The sequence below is a fragment of the Shewanella sp. QJM3NY_23 genome (genome assembly GCF_056173105.1).
Genome location: NZ_CM149657.1, coordinates 1,072,339 through 1,089,454, shown reverse-complemented (window position 1 = coordinate 1,089,454; position 17,116 = coordinate 1,072,339). Strand labels below are relative to the sequence as shown.

Annotated in this window: 15 protein-coding genes; 4 read left to right on the top strand and 11 right to left on the bottom strand. The window is 47.8% G+C overall.

The features are described from left to right. Positions 1-46: 46 nt before the first annotated feature. The 11 genes from AC0VXX_RS04950 to rlmD form a co-directional block, all read right to left on the bottom strand. Positions 47-682 (bottom strand): protein-L-isoaspartate(D-aspartate) O-methyltransferase, encoded by a 636-nt coding sequence (locus AC0VXX_RS04950; RefSeq protein WP_475516180.1) that lies wholly within the window; start codon positions 680-682, stop codon positions 47-49. After that, a complete protein-coding gene (gene surE, locus AC0VXX_RS04945) occupies positions 679-1,428 on the bottom strand; it encodes a 5'/3'-nucleotidase SurE (protein ID WP_475516179.1) in 750 nt (249 codons plus the stop codon). Before surE ends, AC0VXX_RS04950 begins: the two co-directional genes overlap by 4 nt. Then, complete coding sequence (gene truD, locus AC0VXX_RS04940; protein WP_475516178.1) at positions 1,421-2,491, bottom strand: tRNA pseudouridine(13) synthase TruD; 1,071 nt, start codon at positions 2,489-2,491, stop codon at positions 1,421-1,423. Before truD ends, surE begins: the two co-directional genes overlap by 8 nt. Positions 2,492-2,503: 12 nt before the next feature. Further along, complete coding sequence (gene ispF / locus AC0VXX_RS04935) at positions 2,504-2,986, bottom strand: 2-C-methyl-D-erythritol 2,4-cyclodiphosphate synthase (protein ID WP_475516936.1); 483 nt, start codon at positions 2,984-2,986, stop codon at positions 2,504-2,506. Between the two features lie 51 nt (positions 2,987-3,037). Further along, on the bottom strand, positions 3,038-3,769 hold the full coding sequence (gene ispD / locus AC0VXX_RS04930) for a 2-C-methyl-D-erythritol 4-phosphate cytidylyltransferase (RefSeq protein WP_475516177.1): 732 nt from the start codon (positions 3,767-3,769) through the stop codon (positions 3,038-3,040). A gap of 65 nt (positions 3,770-3,834) precedes the next feature. Next, positions 3,835-4,134, bottom strand: a complete 300-nt coding sequence (ftsB, locus tag AC0VXX_RS04925) for a cell division protein FtsB (protein WP_475516176.1) — start codon at positions 4,132-4,134, stop codon at positions 3,835-3,837. A gap of 100 nt (positions 4,135-4,234) precedes the next feature. Further along, positions 4,235-5,530, bottom strand: a complete 1,296-nt coding sequence (gene eno, locus AC0VXX_RS04920) for a phosphopyruvate hydratase (protein ID WP_475516175.1) — start codon at positions 5,528-5,530, stop codon at positions 4,235-4,237. A 131-nt stretch (positions 5,531-5,661) separates the two neighbouring features. Further along, the gene (locus AC0VXX_RS04915) at positions 5,662-7,299 is read right to left on the bottom strand and encodes a CTP synthase (protein ID WP_475516174.1); all 1,638 of its coding nucleotides are present in this window, start codon (positions 7,297-7,299) and stop codon (positions 5,662-5,664) included. Between the two features lie 109 nt (positions 7,300-7,408). Next, the gene (gene mazG / locus AC0VXX_RS04910) at positions 7,409-8,212 is read right to left on the bottom strand and encodes a nucleoside triphosphate pyrophosphohydrolase (protein WP_475516173.1); all 804 of its coding nucleotides are present in this window, start codon (positions 8,210-8,212) and stop codon (positions 7,409-7,411) included. 67 nt (positions 8,213-8,279) lie between these two features. Continuing rightward, a complete protein-coding gene (gene relA, locus AC0VXX_RS04905) occupies positions 8,280-10,484 on the bottom strand; it encodes a GTP diphosphokinase (protein ID WP_475516172.1) in 2,205 nt (734 codons plus the stop codon). A 168-nt stretch (positions 10,485-10,652) separates the two neighbouring features. Then, the gene (gene rlmD / locus AC0VXX_RS04900) at positions 10,653-11,984 is read right to left on the bottom strand and encodes a 23S rRNA (uracil(1939)-C(5))-methyltransferase RlmD (RefSeq protein ID WP_475516171.1); all 1,332 of its coding nucleotides are present in this window, start codon (positions 11,982-11,984) and stop codon (positions 10,653-10,655) included. Positions 11,985-12,100: 116 nt separating this feature from the next. Between rlmD and barA the strand changes: the two genes are divergently transcribed. From barA to AC0VXX_RS04880, 4 genes are all read left to right on the top strand, one after another. Further along, a complete protein-coding gene (gene barA / locus AC0VXX_RS04895; RefSeq protein ID WP_475516170.1) occupies positions 12,101-14,884 on the top strand; it encodes a two-component sensor histidine kinase BarA in 2,784 nt (927 codons plus the stop codon). Next, positions 14,877-15,476: a YjaG family protein gene (locus tag AC0VXX_RS04890; protein ID WP_475516169.1), complete on the top strand. Its 600-nt coding sequence runs from the start codon at positions 14,877-14,879 to the stop codon at positions 15,474-15,476. The genes barA and AC0VXX_RS04890 overlap by 8 nt, the downstream gene beginning before the upstream one ends. A 6-nt stretch (positions 15,477-15,482) precedes the next feature. Then, complete coding sequence (locus AC0VXX_RS04885) at positions 15,483-15,740, top strand: DUF3319 domain-containing protein (RefSeq protein WP_475516168.1); 258 nt, start codon at positions 15,483-15,485, stop codon at positions 15,738-15,740. Between the two features lie 404 nt (positions 15,741-16,144). Next, positions 16,145-17,089 carry an AEC family transporter gene (locus tag AC0VXX_RS04880; protein ID WP_475516167.1) on the top strand — a complete coding sequence of 315 codons (945 nt, stop codon included), beginning with the start codon at positions 16,145-16,147 and terminating at the stop codon, positions 17,087-17,089. Positions 17,090-17,116: the final 27 nt, after the last annotated feature.

Here is a 17,116-nt window from a genome sequence, read left to right as displayed (position 1 = left end):
CAGACACGATATGCCTAAGGCTAAGCATATGATATCTGTACTGGCATTAGGCCAGTTCACCATTAACCAGCGGCACAAACTTGACCATTTCGATCATTTCAGACCGATAGTCATCGCCATAACGGGTAACGCGCAGCAGCTGTTGTGTTTCTTGACCAACAGGAATAATCAACACGCCTTGTGGACTTAGCTGGGCCAACAAGTCTTGCGGGATACTGGCCGCCGCCGCAGTGACCATGATGGCATCGAATGGACCTTTATTAGCCCAACCTTTCCAACCATCACCGTACTTAAACGACACATTGTGTAAATCGAGACGTTTTAAGCGTTGCCGCGCCTGAATTTGCAGACTTTTAATCCGCTCAACGGTACATAATTCATCTACCAATTGAGCAAGTATCGCCGCCTGATAACCCGAGCCCGTACCGATTTCTAACACCTTTTTGGGCTTGGATTCAAGCAACAGCTCGGTCATCTTGGCAACAATATAGGGTTGCGAAATGGTTTGACCTTGCCCAATAGGCAAGGCTGTATTTTCATACGCTTTATGGCCCAAGGCTGCATCAAGAAACAGCTCTCTGGGCGTTTTTGCCACGACAGACAATACGGCTTGATTGCCGATCCCAGCACCTCGTAGAGCGCTTGCCAAATTCAATGCCGATGCGGTGGCTACACCATTCATAGTTGCTCAATCCATTGTTTCAGTTTTGGAATTTGTTCATGTGCGGTCAGATCCACTGTCAAAGGTGTGACAGATACGTAACCTTTAGCGACGGCATCAAAGTCGGTACCTTCACTGGCATCTTGCTCTTGACCTGGAGGGCCTAGCCAGAATATCTCTCGTCCTGCAGGATCTAAGGTTCTCACCATTCCCTCAGCTCTGTGTCTGGCGCCAAGGCGGGTCACTTTAATCCCCTTGATGTGTTCAAGCGGTAAGTCAGGCACATTCACATTTAAAATTTGATCTTGCGCGATCGGCGCCTTAATCAAGCCAGCCACGATTTTACACGCCACCGCTGCAGCTGTGTCATAGTGATTGAGCTCGCGCCCCACCAAAGAGATGGCAATAGCTGGTAATCCCAAAAAACGCCCTTCCATCGCAGCGGCTACGGTGCCTGAATAGAGAGTGTCGTCGCCCATGTTTGCACCAGCGTTGATCCCTGAGACCACAATATCAGGCTCTTGCTCGTACAACTCGCGAATCGCCAGATGCACACAATCGGTGGGCGTACCGCTAACTGAGATATACCCATTGTCTAACTTATTAATTCGCAATGGATTAGTCAAGGTTAGGGAGTTACTCGCACCAGAACAATTACGATCGGGCCCAACAGTCATCACATCATATTGTGCTGATAACGCCTGAGATAAGGCGGCGATGCCTGGCGCGGTAACACCATCATCATTACTCACCAATATCTTAATCATCTTGGGCTACACCTTCTGCACGAGCAGTTAGTCTGGCATTAAACTCTCGCTCATTAACGTCTTGGTAATCGACCAACTCTCTGAGCAGTGATGTGGCAAAGCAGCCTGCGGGCAAAATAAACTTAATGACTAGCGCATCTTCGTCGGTTTCATAACTCAAATGTTGCGGCTCAAGCAGCAAGGTGCGGCGCTCTTGATTAAGTCCCGCTTGTTCGAGTCCATTACAATCTTCAGCAAACTGCTCTGAAATGGAGGTTTCAAATGCTAATGCTTCAGCTTGTGACAACGGTTGACCACGACCCCATAATGGTGCCGATAATTGAATGTCTTTTTGGGCTAAACGTTCAAGCAACGCCTCGTCCCATGGGTTGGCTACAAAATAACTTTTACTGCCAGCCAACATCACACAGTCGCCCTCAAGCACTTGGGTACCATACTTTGCCAAACGAGCAGAAACCACTTCGTTATAGAGATTAGAGCGCACAGCCGATAAATACATGCTGCGTTTGTTTCGATCTTTCACATTACGGCCAGCCAACATCTGTCGGCCAAAAATGAGATTCTTACCATCATGACCAAACCGTTGTTCGCCAAAATAGTTAGGGACGCCAGTTTGCTTAACTAATTCAATCCGTTTAATGACATCAGCAATATCTGATACTGCACGTAAGGTTAAGGTGAAACGATTCCCCACCAGCGCACCAGTGCGCAGCTTTTTACTGTGGCGACTGCTACTTAATATGGTCAATTGCTCACTATTGAGTTCATCCCACTTTGGCGTTTCTTTACCCGGAATACGGACCCCAAACCATTGCTCGGTGATCGCATGTTTATCTTTTTGTCCGGCGAAGGTGACTTCTTTCGGATGGACCTTCGCAAAACTAGATAACATTTTGGCCACATCGGCGGTATTTAACCCCTCTTTACGCACATGCAGCATGTGATGTTCGCCTTCTCCGGTAGGCAGAAAGGGTAAAATCTCCTCAACAATGAAATCACGATTGTGGGTGCGAAGATCGGCGCTCGCTTGCGGTTGGCCATGTAAATAATGCAATGAACTCATAAAATTCTCTTGTTAACTATTGCTCGTCATCAGCACTACGGCTTCCACCGCGATACCTTCTTTTCGACCAGTAAACCCCAGCTTCTCTGTGGTAGTGGCTTTAACATTTATTGCGTCAATATTACTGTCTAAATCGGCGGCTAAACAGGCGCGGATCGCTTCAATATGAGGCAGCATCTTAGGGGCCTGTGCGATCACTGTGACATCGAGGTTACCAAGGCGATAGCCTTTATCGATGGCAAGTTGGTAACAATGGCGCAGTAATACTCGGCTGTCGGCGCCTTTGAACTCGGCATCGGTATCAGGAAAGTGCTTGCCAATATCGCCTAACGCCATCGCGCCCAAAATGGCATCGCTAATCGCGTGTAACACCACATCCCCATCGGAATGCGCCACTAGGCCCGTATCGTAGGGGACTTCAACACCACCTAAAATCAGCGGCAGATCACCACCAAATTTATGGACATCGAAACCATGACCAATGCGAATATTCATCATACTTACCTGTCATCCCCGCGTTGCAGCTCATCTTACTGCTGTTAACGCTTATTGTTTGTGATTGAAAGCCGTCAATGAATCACGACTGTTGAGAAACAGTGCCGCTAAGCGTAAATCATCAGGGTGAGTCACCTTGATATTGTCAGCGCGGCCAACCACCAATTGCGGCGCCGCACCAGCCCACTCCATCGCTGATGCCTCATCTGTGATATTCACCCCTTGCGCTAGCGCGTTACTGAGGTTGGCCTTAAGCGAGGTGGCAGGAAACAGTTGCGGGGTGAGCGCATGCCACAAGTTGTTGCGACAGATAGTGGTATCAATATTGCCATCTTTATTGCTGCGTTTCATGGTGTCACGCACTGGCATAGCTAAAATTGCCCCTTGAGGCGCACTATCTGCTTGCTGCTCGACAGCACTGATTAACTTATCAATATCACTTGGGTGTAAACAAGGCCGCGCCGCATCATGCACTAACGCCCAGCTGTGTTGCCCTACATGCGATAAGCCCGCCAGTACCGAATCTGCTCGCTCCTTGCCCCCTTGTACCACTTTTAGTTTAGGGTGTTGAGCCTGAGGCAAGGATTCAAAAAAAACATCATCTGGGTTCAGCGCCACTATTACTTGGGCGATCCTAGGATGTTGCAACAGTACATCTAAGGTATGAGCAATAATAGGTTGATGTTCTAACATCAAGTATTGCTTGGGGATATCGGCACCCATGCGGCTGCCAATGCCAGCAGCGGGAACAATTGCAACTAGGTGTTCAATAATTGGTGTCATTAATCAAAACTCATGTCACGGGTGATCCGATTTCACCTAGTACCAAGGTACGTAATAAAATACGGTTAGCGATGAATATCTGCATTGCGTTGGGGCTCGGCCACAACACGAAAGAAAGTTTCGCCTTTTTTGACCATGCCAAGTTCGTTACGCGCACGCTCTTCGAGTGCTTCGGTTCCACGACGAAGATCGATAATCTCCTCTTTGAGAACTTGATTACGCTCGATCAATTTGGCATTACTTTGTCGCTGCAACGCGATCTGCTCTTGCAGCTGAAATGATTCTGGCAGGCTATTTTGCCCAAACCAGAGTCGATACTGAAGTAGACCAAATAAAACGGTCATGGCAATGAGAAGACGCTTCATCCTTAATGGCTATATCACTATTAGAAATTCTGCACTGATATTACAACAAAAAAGGCCACCAAGTGGTGACCTTTTAATAATTTATTGGTTAAAGTGGCGTTTATGCTTGCCCTTTAATCTCTAGGCGACCTTTATAAGGTGCTTTTTCACCCAGCTGCTCTTCGATGCGTAGCAATTGGTTGTACTTGGCAACACGGTCACTACGACACAGTGAACCCGTCTTGATTTGGCCCGCTGCAGTCGCCACAGCCAGATCGGCAATGGTTGCATCTTCCGTTTCACCACTACGATGAGAGATAACAACAGTGTAGCCAGCCGCTTTCGCCATGCGGATAGCCGCAAGGGTCTCAGTTAGAGAGCCAATCTGGTTAAACTTAATCAAGATTGAGTTAGCGATATTGTTGTCGATGCCGCGTTGTAAAATCTTGGTATTAGTAACAAACAGATCGTCACCCACAAGTTGGATCTTGTCGCCAAGGATTTGTGTTTGGTACGCCCAACCATCCCAATCTGACTCATCAAGGCCATCTTCGATAGACACAATCGGATATTGCTCGGTCAATGATTTTAAGAAATCAGAGAAACCGTTCGAGTCAAACTTTTTACCTTCACCCGCCAGATCATATTGACCATCTTTGTAAAACTCAGAAGCCGCGCAGTCAAGTGCTAGGGTAACGTCTTCACCTAAAGTATAACCGGCTTTTTCAACTGCAACTTTGATAATGGCTAGCGCTTCCGCGTTAGATGCTAGGTTAGGTGCAAACCCACCTTCATCACCAACAGCGGTGCTTAGCCCTTTATCTTGCAGCACTTTCTTCAAATTATGGAAGATCTCCGCGCCCATGCGCAGTGCTTCACGGAAGCTTTTAGCACCAACAGGTTGAACCATAAACTCTTGGATATCAACGTTGTTATCGGCGTGCTCGCCACCATTAAGAATGTTCATCATAGGCACAGGCATAGAGTACTGGCCTGGAGTACCGTTTAGCTCGGCAATATGCGCGTAAAGTGGGATGCCTTTAAAAGCAGCGGCGGCTTTAGCAGCAGCAAGAGAAACAGCCAGAATCGCGTTAGCGCCTAGCTTGTCTTTGTTCTCTGTACCATCAAGATCGATCATCACCTGATCAAGCTCGGCTTGAGCTGCTGCATCTTTACCCAGCAATGCATCGCGAATTGGACCATTGATGTTCGCGACTGCCGTTAACACACCTTTACCCATGTAACGACTCTTGTCGCCATCACGTAGCTCTAGTGCTTCACGGCTACCGGTAGAGGCTCCAGACGGCGCAGCCGCCATACCAACAAACCCGCCATCTAAATGCACTTCAGCTTCAACCGTTGGGTTGCCGCGTGAATCCATGATCTCACGACCAATGACATTGATAATTTTAGCCATAATTTCCTCGACTTAAGTTTAAGATTAAAATGAAAAGTTAATACAAAACTAAAAAATACTTGTCGTTAAATTTACATCATCTGGAACAAAAAAGCCGCTTCCGATAACCGGAAGCGGCTGTTCACTATAGCTTAGCCTAAATCGCGTTTTTGGTAGGCGATGGCTGCACCAATGAAGCCTTCAAACAATGGCTGACCATCGCGAGGCGTTGATGTAAATTCAGGGTGGAACTGACCCGCCACAAACCAAGGGTGATTTGGCAGTTCAATCATCTCAACCAACTGACGATCAGATGATAGTCCACTGAATACTAAACCGGCTTTTTCTAAACGCTCTCTGTAAGTGTTGTTCACTTCATAGCGATGACGATGACGCTCTACACAGGTCAAGCCTTTGTAAGCTTCGGCCGCTTTCGTGCCTTCAATTAAGTGACATAGCTGAGCGCCAAGGCGCATGGTGCCGCCTAAATCAGACTCTTCATGGCGTTGCTCAACGTTGCCTTCTTCGTCAATCCACTCAGTAATAAGTCCAACTACTGGGTGAGGGGTCTCTTTGTTAAACTCGGTAGAATGTGCGCCTTCAAGTCCCGCAACATGGCGAGCAAATTCGATTAATGCCACTTGCATACCTAGACAGATACCGAAATAAGGCAGGTTGTTTTCACGGGCATATTGCGCCGCTAAAATCTTACCTTCAACACCACGCTCACCAAAACCACCTGGAACCAAAATACCATCAAGGCCTTCGAGAACTTCAACACCTTTAGCTTCTACCGTTTGAGAGTCAATATACTTGATGTTAACCGACACACGCTTGAATAAGCCTGCATGCTTAAGTGCTTCGTTAACAGATTTATAGGCATCGGGTAGTTCGATATATTTACCTACCATACCAATGGTGACTTCACCGGTTGGATTGGCTTCTTGGTAAATCACCTTTTCCCACTCGCTTAAGTCCGCTTCTTTGCAGTCGATACCAAAGCGCTTGGTGACCAAGTCGTCAAGGCCTTGTGCCTTCAATAACGCTGGGATCTTATAGATGCTATCCACATCTTTCAGTGAGATAACCGCGCGCTCTTCTACATTACAAAATAGCGAAATTTTGGCTTTTTCGTTAGCAGGTATCGCACGGTCGCCACGGCACACCAATACATCAGGTGCGATACCGATAGAACGTAATTCTTTTACCGAATGCTGCGTCGGTTTGGTTTTCACTTCACCCGCCGCGCCTAAGAAAGGCACTAAGGTCAAATGCATAAATAGGGTACGATCGCGTCCTAGCTCAACACCTAACTGGCGAATAGACTCAAGGAAAGGTAATGATTCGATATCACCTACCGTGCCGCCAATCTCAACGATTGCCACATCATGACCTTCACCACCTTCAAGCACCTTCTCTTTAATCGCATTAGTAATATGCGGAATAACCTGAATGGTTGCACCAAGGTAGTCACCACGGCGCTCTTTACGCAATACTTCTTCGTAAATTCGGCCAGTGGTAAAGTTGTTACGACGGTTCATTTTAGTGCGGATGAAACGCTCGTAGTGACCTAAGTCGAGGTCAGTTTCAGCGCCATCTTCAGTCACGAAAACCTCACCGTGCTGAGTCGGGCTCATGGTACCGGGATCCAAGTTGATATAAGGATCCAGCTTCATAATGGTTACATTAAGGCCCCGAGCCTCTAAAATTGCTGCCAATGATGCTGCTGCAATGCCTTTACCTAGTGATGAAACCACGCCACCAGTAACGAAGATATACCTTGTAGTCATGCTGAACCTGAGAAAATGAGTTGGAAATATGTGCTTGTATGAAAGCACTAGGACGGGGCAATATTATACCAAAGCCCAGCTGATTCGACAAACAACAAAGCGATATATTTTACTCTTTTGCCGTTTCGGCCCGCTTTACTTGATCCCAATAAGCGTCTAATTCTGCTAAGGAGTGCGCCTTCATCGGCTTTTCGGCGGCGTTAGCTAATGCTTCAACACCACGAAAGCGCCGCTCGAATTTGCCATTGGCAAGGCGCAGTGCTTGCTCGGGCTCCACACCTAAATGGCGAGACAAATTAACCACCGCAAATAGCAGATCGCCCATCTCTTCACTAATCCTTTGCGGTTGCTGCTCTGGTGCGTTAACTTCCTCTAGCACCTCTGCTATCTCTTCGTGAATTTTCGCCACCACAGGGGCCAATTCATCCCAGTCGAACCCCACACTGGCCACCCGTTTTTGTACTTTTGCCGCGCGGCTTAATGCAGGTAGATTTAATGGAATATCATCAAGCACCGAATGCAATGACCGCCCAGCACGCTCGCTGGCTTTTATGCTTTCCCAGCTTTGTTTGACTTCTGCTGTTGATGTTAAGGGCAATTCACCAAACACATGGGGGTGGCGCTCAGTTAATTTGCGGCAGATTTTGTCTACCACCACACCAAAGTCAAATAACCCCTGCTCTTTTGCTAACTGACAATAAAAGATCACTTGAAACAGCAGGTCGCCAAGCTCCCCTGGCAATTCATCGAACGCTGCACGTTCAATGGTATCGGCCACTTCATAGGCCTCCTCGAGAGTAAATGGCACTATGGTGTGATAGGTTTGTGCTTTATCCCATGGGCAACCAGTTTGTGGGTCGCGCAATTGACTCATGATCTCGAGTAAACGGTTAATATCGTTATTGACCTTCATCGAACAACCTCATAATAAAAGGCGACTCTCGCCGCCTTTATCTCTTATCTGTTTGTGGGCGACACGATTAGGTACGCCGCGCTTCCATCACCCCATCGACTTGCGATAGCTTAGCCATCACCCGAGAGAGTCCCTCTAAATTATATAACTCGAGCTCGAGCTCAATGATGACAGTTTGATTTTTAACATCTAAAGATGAGCTCATCGCCAGTACCGTCGATTTTTCGGCGGCCAGCACTGAGGTCAGATCTCGCAGCAAGCCATTTCTGTCGTTAGCAAACACTTTTAAACGCAGCTTATAGCCACCGGAGTAATTTTTACCCCACACCACATCCACGCTGCGCTCGGGATGTACCCTCATCAGCTCTTTCACTTGCTCGCAATCGGCGCGGTGTACCGAGATCCCGCGGCCTTTAGTAATAAAACCAAAAATATCATCACCGGGGACAGGCTGACAGCATTTAGCGATATGGCTCATCAAGTTCCCTACGCCATTAACCTCGACCTGACCTCTACTTTTATGGTCTGTACGAGATTGATTTTTCTTGAGTAAGTCCTCAACGGCTTCCTCTTCTGACAGCTCATTGATGCGCATCCGGCTCTGCACATGGTTGACCACCTGATTAAGACGCACATCGCCGCCACCAATGCCCGCCAGCAGATCGTCCATGCTGACCATGTTAAAACGCTCGACCGCCGTTTTGGCATCTTTAAGGGTAAGATTGCTGCGCGCTAATTCGGCTTCGAGCATCTCCCGCCCAGCGACAATGTTTTTATCTCTATCTTGCTGCTTAAACCAATGCTGAATTTTCGACCGCGCTCGCGAGGTGCGAATATAGCCTAAATTAGGGTTAAGCCAGTCACGCTTAGGGTTGGGGGTTTTCGAGGTGATGATCTCAATACGCTCACCGGTTTCAACTTGATAAGTAAACGGCACTATACGGCCATCGACCTTGGCCCCAATACACTTATGGCCGACGTGGGAATGAATATAATAGGCAAAATCCAGTACGGTAGAGCCCATGGGTAAATCAATCACTTCGCCATTAGGGGTAAACACATACACCCTGTCTTCGAAGACCTGACTGCGTACCTCGTCGACCAAGTTGCCACTTTCGGCCACATCTTCTTGCCATTGCAAAATCTTGCGCAGCCAGTTGATTTTCTCTTCGTAACCGCTTTGCTTACCTGTGGTGCCCTCTTTGTATTTCCAATGAGCCGCCACCCCAAGCTCGGCATCTTCGTGCATCTGCTCGGTACGTATTTGGATTTCGACCGTTTTTCCCTCGGGGCCAACCACTATGGTATGGATTGACTGATATCCATTCGATTTAGGGTTGGCGACATAATCGTCAAACTCTTTAGGAATATGATGCCAAAGGGTATGCACCACCCCTAGGGCACCGTAGCAATCTTGCAGGCGGTCGGTAACGATACGTACCGCGCGCACGTCAAATAACTCATCGAAAGTCAGATCTTTACCGCGCATCTTCTTCCAGATGCTGTAAATATGTTTGGGTCTGCCATACACCTTGGCTCGAATTTGGTCTTCATCGAGGCGCTGCTGTAACTGCTTCACAAAATTGTCGATGTAGCTTTCGCGATCGAGCCGCTTACCATCGAGCTGTTTAGCAATTTCCTTATAGGTTTCGGGGTGCAGGTAACGAAATGAGATATCTTCGAGCTCCCACTTTAATTGGCCTATTCCTAAGCGGTTAGCCAGCGGCGCATAGATATCGGCAATCTCTCGAGCCAATAAGACCCGCGTCTCCTCGTCAGCACTTTTCACTTCTCGCAGTAGGCAGATCCGCTCGGCCAGCTTGATCACCACAGCGCGCACATCTTCCACCATGGCCAGTAACATACGGCGAATATTATCGATTTGCGGCTCGGCATTGCGGCTTTGCTCGTTCACCTTGAGCGCGCCAATGGCATTCATGGTCACCACACTTTTTACCAATACCGCTAATTTTTCACCAAACAGTTCAGGCAACTGCTCGGCGCTTATCAGTCCGGCGTCATACACCACAAAAATAACCGCAGCTTGCAGGGTTTCGATATCCATATTGAGCGGAGCTAGGATCTCAATCATCTCGCGGCCGCGCTGATTGAGTAAATGGCGTTGAGCCCCTTCTTTAACGACCAGTCCTTCAATTTTTTTCATCAAATCGAGCAGAATACCAGCTTCTTGCTCGTTATCGATGTAGCGATTAACCCACTCAGTTAATTGAAAATCTTTGTCATTAAAATGTGCTTCTCTAATAGATACCATCTAATGATTGTCCTTTATTGCTGATATTGGCGGCGCGCGCTCACCACAGGATCGCCAGCGGTGAAATATCATTCTATTACCTAAAAACCAAAGCCACTATCTTGAGGATTACGCCCACATTGTCAATCGACTCGCGTCGTTATTTACACTAAAGGCGTATTTAACCCCTTAATCTCGCTCAAATAGTGCCATCGCCTCAATATGATGTGTTTGCGGAAACATATCGATTAGCCCCAGCTTTTGCAGTCGATAACCCTGTTTCAGCAGTTGTTGACTGTCTCTGGCCAAGCTGACCGGATTACAAGAGACATACAGCACGGCCTTAGGTTTCATCTGCTTAAGCCATTGTAAGCTCTCGAACGCGCCTGCGCGGGCAGGATCGAGCAGCAGTTTATCAATCTGCCCCAGCCAAGGTTGTTCAGACAGATCGGCGCTCAAATCGGCATGGTAAAACTCAACGCCACTAACGCCGCTGGCAACCGCATTGTCTTTGGCCGTTGCCACCATAGCAGGCACACCTTCAACCCCCACCACTTGCGCGCCCGCTTTGGCCAGCGCAATGGTGAAATTGCCTACACCACAAAAAAGATCCAGCACTCGCTCGCTAGGCTTAATATCTAGCCACTCAATGGCCTGCTTTACCATATTGCGATTCACATCGGCATTAACCTGAATAAAGTTACCCGGTGAAAAGCCCAATTGACTGCCGTCATCCAAACGGTAATACGGCAGGCTAGTATCACCATCTAGGTTGTCGATGTGGCCATGTTCATCGAGCAGCACTAGGCGCACGCCGTGCTCAACACCAAAGGCACGCAGGCGAGCGATATCGGCATCGCTTAGCGCTTGGGTAATGCGTAGCACCACCATATTGGCCGACTCTACCGCCACTAACTCGACATGGCCCAAACTGCGCTTGGCCTCTAGCGTATTTAAGCACAAGGTTAACGGGGCGATGAGTTGCGATAGTGCTGGCGCCAACACAGGGCATTGATCGATCGAGACCACCTGATTACTCGCTAAAGCGCGAAAACCTAAACTCAACGTTTTACTGTCGCGTTGATACTGAGTGGCAAGTCTTGCCTTGCGCCGATATCCCCACGCTTCACCCACCAGTGGCTCAGCCAACTGCAGCGCCTGTGCTTGGCCCATTTTGTCGAGCAAATTAACTAAGGCTTGCTGCTTATACTCGCGCTGCATTGGCACTGCTAAGTGCTGCAGATCGCAGCCACCACACTGACCATAGAATGCACAGCCACTGGCGACTCTATGGTTAGATGCCACATCGATGCGTAGCAGCTTTGCTTTAGCAAAACGTTTCTTTTGCTCAATTAATTGCGCCGTGACCGTCTCTCCTGGCAAGGCGCCGGGCACAAATACCACTTTGCCTTGCGCCTCAGAGACCCCTGCGCCAAGATGATCAAGCTCAGTGATATTAAATTGCTGCTTCGCTGACATTTGCTTAGCTTTATTGGGTTTAGCTTTAAAAAATTGCGCCATTTAGGCCTCTAAAACGATAAAAATAGGAGTAAACACTGCCCAAAGTTAGGCAGTTTAATGTAACCTATACGCTACAACATTATAAATTAGCCAACACCATGAATAGTGCCGACAATATGACTAAATACAGCTTAAGAGCCTGGGTTCTTGTGCTGGCGTTAGCCCCCACTATTTTGGTTGGTATTTTACTTGGCAGTTACTTTACCATAAATCGCTTCTATGAGCTGGAACAAAGCTTAATTGAACGTGGTAGCAATATCATTGAACCCTTGGCGATCGCCGCCGAAATAGGTCTAGAAACCAAAAACTTTGAAACCACCAAACGACTCATTACTTCGGTACAGCTCAATAAGTCAAACTTGGTGCAATTTATCGCCATTTTCGACACTAACAACCGGGTGATCGTGACCTCGCATCACTACAAAAGTCACGAGTTTATGCGTTACAACCAACCCATAGACTCATTAAACGGCATCGATATTGAGCAGTTTGGCGATAGCCTAATTTTGCGCAGCCCTATTCTTTCTAGCCAACGCGAGCTGATCGTCAGTTCGTTTGAGAACTACTCTAACACCGATCAAGTTAACTCAGCCAAATTGGGTTATATCGCAGTCTTACTCAATAAAGAAAATGCCCTACTAGAGCAGCACCGCGCTGCGGTGGCGGCCTTTATCATGGTGCTAATTGGGGTACAACTAAACCTGCTATTTACCTTTAGATTAGTTAAAAACGTGACTCAGCCGATCACAGATATGGTGCGCGTAGTCGCCAAAATACGTGAAGGAAAACTCGATACGCGTGTTGATGGCAATCTCATTGGTGAGCTCGACCTACTCAAACGCGGCATTAATGCCATGGCCAGCTCGCTGTCGGATTACCATGAGGAGATGCAGCAAAACATCGACCAAGCCACCTCAGATCTGCGCGAAACCTTAGAGCAAATTGAAATTCAAAACGTCGAACTCGACTTAGCCAAAAAACGCGCTTTAGAAGCTAGCCGAATTAAATCAGAATTCTTAGCCAACATGTCACATGAGCTGCGCACCCCGCTCAATGGCGTTATCGGCTTTGCTAAGCAACTGCTAAAAACCCCGCTGCACACCAGCCAGCAAGATTATATTAAAACCATCGAAAAAAGCGCCAGTAACCTGCTTAGTATCATTAACGATATTCTCGACTTCTCTAAACTCGAAGCCGGCAAAATGGTGTTAGAAAACATGCCATTTGCCTTGCGTGAAGTGGTTGATGACACAGTCTCTATGTTAGCTAACAGCGCCAAAGAGAAAGAGTTAGAGCTGGTGGTCGATATCGAGCCCGCCATCAACGACAATGTCTCTGGCGATGCCTTAAGGGTGGGGCAAGTGCTCACTAACCTAGTGGGTAATGCGATTAAGTTTACCGATGAAGGTAGCGTACACCTCAAGATGCGCCTTACCGGCACCGAGCCCGATAAGGTCATTATTCGCTGCGAAGTCACCGACACCGGCATAGGTATCGACAAGCATCATCAAAATCAGCTATTTCAAGCATTTGGTCAGGCTGACTCATCCATATCACGTCGCTTTGGCGGCACAGGCTTAGGGCTCATCATCACCAAACGGGTGATCAATCAGATGGGTGGCCAAATTGGGTGCAACTCCACACCAGATAAAGGCTCGACATTTTGGTTTACCTTGCCGCTCAAACTGAGCCAATATCCGATTAGTCAGCCTTTAGATACCCATAAGCTCAAAGATAAATCCATTTTACTATTTGAGCCCAGAAAACTGTCACGCCAGGTGCATGAACGCCTACTGCAGCACTGGCTAATGCAGGTGACGCCCGTTACCACCTTGCAACAATTCAACGAGTTGATGGAGAACACTGACCTGCATTTCGATTACGCCATCATTAGCTGTAACGAGTTGGCCAAGAGCCCCTTACTGCTCGATACCCTGACACGGATTAGACACATTAGCGATTACTCACTCTATGTCTGTAGCAGTAACAACAGCGCCACCAATATTGATGTGATCCAGTCGGCTGTCGACAAAATTGTGCATGCTCCTATTGGCGAGCGCGAATTAGCTAACACTCTTATCCATCCTTACCGTGCGCCGCCGGAGTCACAACCTAAGCCATTACAAGTTGTGCCAGCATTAAACCGCGAGCCACTTAGCGTACTGGCGGTGGATGATAATCCGGCCAATCTTAAATTAATCGACACTTTGCTGCGCGAGCTAGTCACCCACGTGGCGGTCGCCAATAACGGTAAGGCGGCTGTGGAGCTCGCAAAATCACGCCACTTCGATTTAATCTTTATGGATATTCAGATGCCCGGAATCGATGGTTTTAGCGCCACTAAACAGATCCGTGAGCATTCGTTAAATCGCAACACCCCTATTATTGCCGTCACCGCCCATGCCATCGCCGAAGAGCGTGAACGCATTAACCAAAGTGGCATGAACGGCTACCTGCCCAAGCCCATCGACGAGGCGGCGCTTAAAGGGGTCATTAACAGTTGGAAGGTGCGCCCCAAGTTTACCCACTTTGAACAGCAGACACTCAATTGGGAACTGTGTTTAACTCAGGCGAATCAAAAAGCCGACTTGGCACTAGAGATGCTACAGATGTTGTTAGACTCGCTGCCAGAAACCCGTAATCAACTTACCTTGGCGCTTGATACCCTCGATGCCAAAGCGATGCTAGCCCATGTGCATAAACTCCATGGCGCCAGCTGCTACTGCGGCGTACCCACTACCCAACGCTTATGTAAAGAAATTGAGTCATCACTTAAAAATGGCGCCAGTGTTGAAGAGGTAGAACCTGAAATACTAGAGTTACTTGATGAGCTTTCTAAGGTAGAATCTGCCACTAACCAAGTAATATCCCAGTTATCTATGGATGTGATCGATGAGTAATAAACCAGGGTTCTTCAAACGATTAAAAGCGTTAGAGCTTGAGCAAAAAAAATTGTTTGCTATCGCGCTGTGTCAGCGCATGTACCCCAACTACCAACTGTTTAGTGAAGTGTGTGAGTTTGGCGATCCACAGGTATTAGACACAGTACTAAACCTGTTATGGCAGTCAATGTATGACAAAAAATTGAAACTCAACATCGACATCTATCTCGAACGACTCGATCTCAATACTCCTGAGCCAAGTGACTTTGACGTTTATGGAGTCTATCCTGCCATGGATGCCGCAGTCGCATTAACCTCACTATTGAGCGCGCTGCAAAGTAAAGTGGAAGACGATATTATCAACATCAGCAAACTCTCTTCGAGCACAGTCGCCAATTATATTGAAGCCACAATCGAAGATGAAATGGATGAAGCCACTTTAGATGAGTTTATTTTTAACCATCCCGTAATGGTCGAAGAAAAAGAGCTGCAGGCATCATTACTGGATATCATTGAACAAAATCCAAAGATCAGCGCCGACTTTGTTAAAGGCCTTCGTAAAGAAATTATTGAAACCGGTGTATCTAATATTGGCATTTCAGTCGCGTAACTGCACATGAAGAAGCTCATCTACCAAGGTTATCTGTTAACCAACAACGATGGCTTAACCGATTCTTGGATACTTACCATAGGGGAGCAACGTCGCAGTGGCTCCCTATTTGAATTACGGCGTCAGATACACTTCTATCAAGAACTGGGCGTGCTGCCACCAGTCAACGCCCCCACCGCGAATACCGAGCGAAGCGCGCAACCTAGCTCGCCTAAGGCTAATATTCACCAAACTGACACTCGCCGCTCCAATAAGCGCAGTTAGCTGAATGACGCTAAGAGGTTTAGTGGTTTAGTGGTTTTAGTTACTTCAGTGGCTTAGCCTAATACCGCCCCATTAACGCCATAACATAGAGTCAAGCGGCTTTACGTTAAGCCAGATTAGACCTTAGCTCAATAGCGAGTCTCCAGGTAATTATGTTAGGGTCGGCTAGTCTTTGGCGTTTATGCTGGGCTTAATCATTATGATGCAGAGCAACGAATACTGGGGCACAGATACTGAGCCACTGATACTGAGGCACTGATACTGAGCCACAGTGGATGGATAATATCAGATGGCTATGTCATCAACACTGAGCCACCCACGTCACAAGCTAACGGATAAAAACAGCCTGAGAGGGAAAGCCCCTTAGTTTAACCACCAGCACAATTTATGGATAAATTTGTCGTATGCTACCTATTTTGTCACCTCTGTTTATCGTCTTTGGCATCATGCTATCAGGCTTCATAGTACAAAAAGCACGTATTTTGCCACAAGAGACAGATAACGTACTCAACCAGTACGTCTATTACATCGCCTTTCCGGCTATCATGCTGATTGTATTAGCCGAAACCCCAATTGAACAGATCACCGACTGGGGCTTTATTGCCGGTTACAGCTTAGCGATGACCATTATCTACCTGTTGACTATGGGGATTTCGCTGTGGCGCGACAAGAAGCGCGATCTCGCGGCGATTCGAGCGCTTAACACCACCTTTGGCAACACCTCGTTTATCGGGATCCCGTTAATGATGATGTTGTACCCCAACAACCAGTTGGCGCTGGCCGCAGCCGCCATTGCTAGCCTACTCTCGGTGACCGTATTTGCTATCGTATTGGCCCAACTCGCGCTGTATCAAGGGCAAACCGATAACGCCCTTAAGACTGTAAGCTTGGCATTGCTGCAAAATCCTATCATCATCGGCAGCTTAATTGGTGTCGCCATTTCAGCGGCCAATATTACCCTTTATGCCCCTATTAGCGGCATCATCCGCCAATTTGGCATGACCTCTAGCCCCTGCGCCCTGTTTGCCATTGGCATGGTGTTGTGCAAAGCCAACCAACAGCAGGGCCGCAACGCCCCGCGCAAGCTTTCTACAGGCGCCGAACTCACCCTGCTCAACCTATTAAAATTACTATTACAACCTCTGCTTGCCTACCTACTGTGTAAAGCCTTTGGCGTTAACGGCCCACTGCTTAAGATGGCAGTGCTGCTAGCGGCGCTGCCCACCGCTGCTAGCGTCTACCTATTGGCGCACCGCTTTCAAACTAATGCCACCGTCAGCGCGCAAAATATCAGCCTAGGGATAGTACTGAGCTTTGCGGTACTGCCACTACTTGACCATTTGCTGTAGCGCTGCCATACCCTTAAATTCAACAAA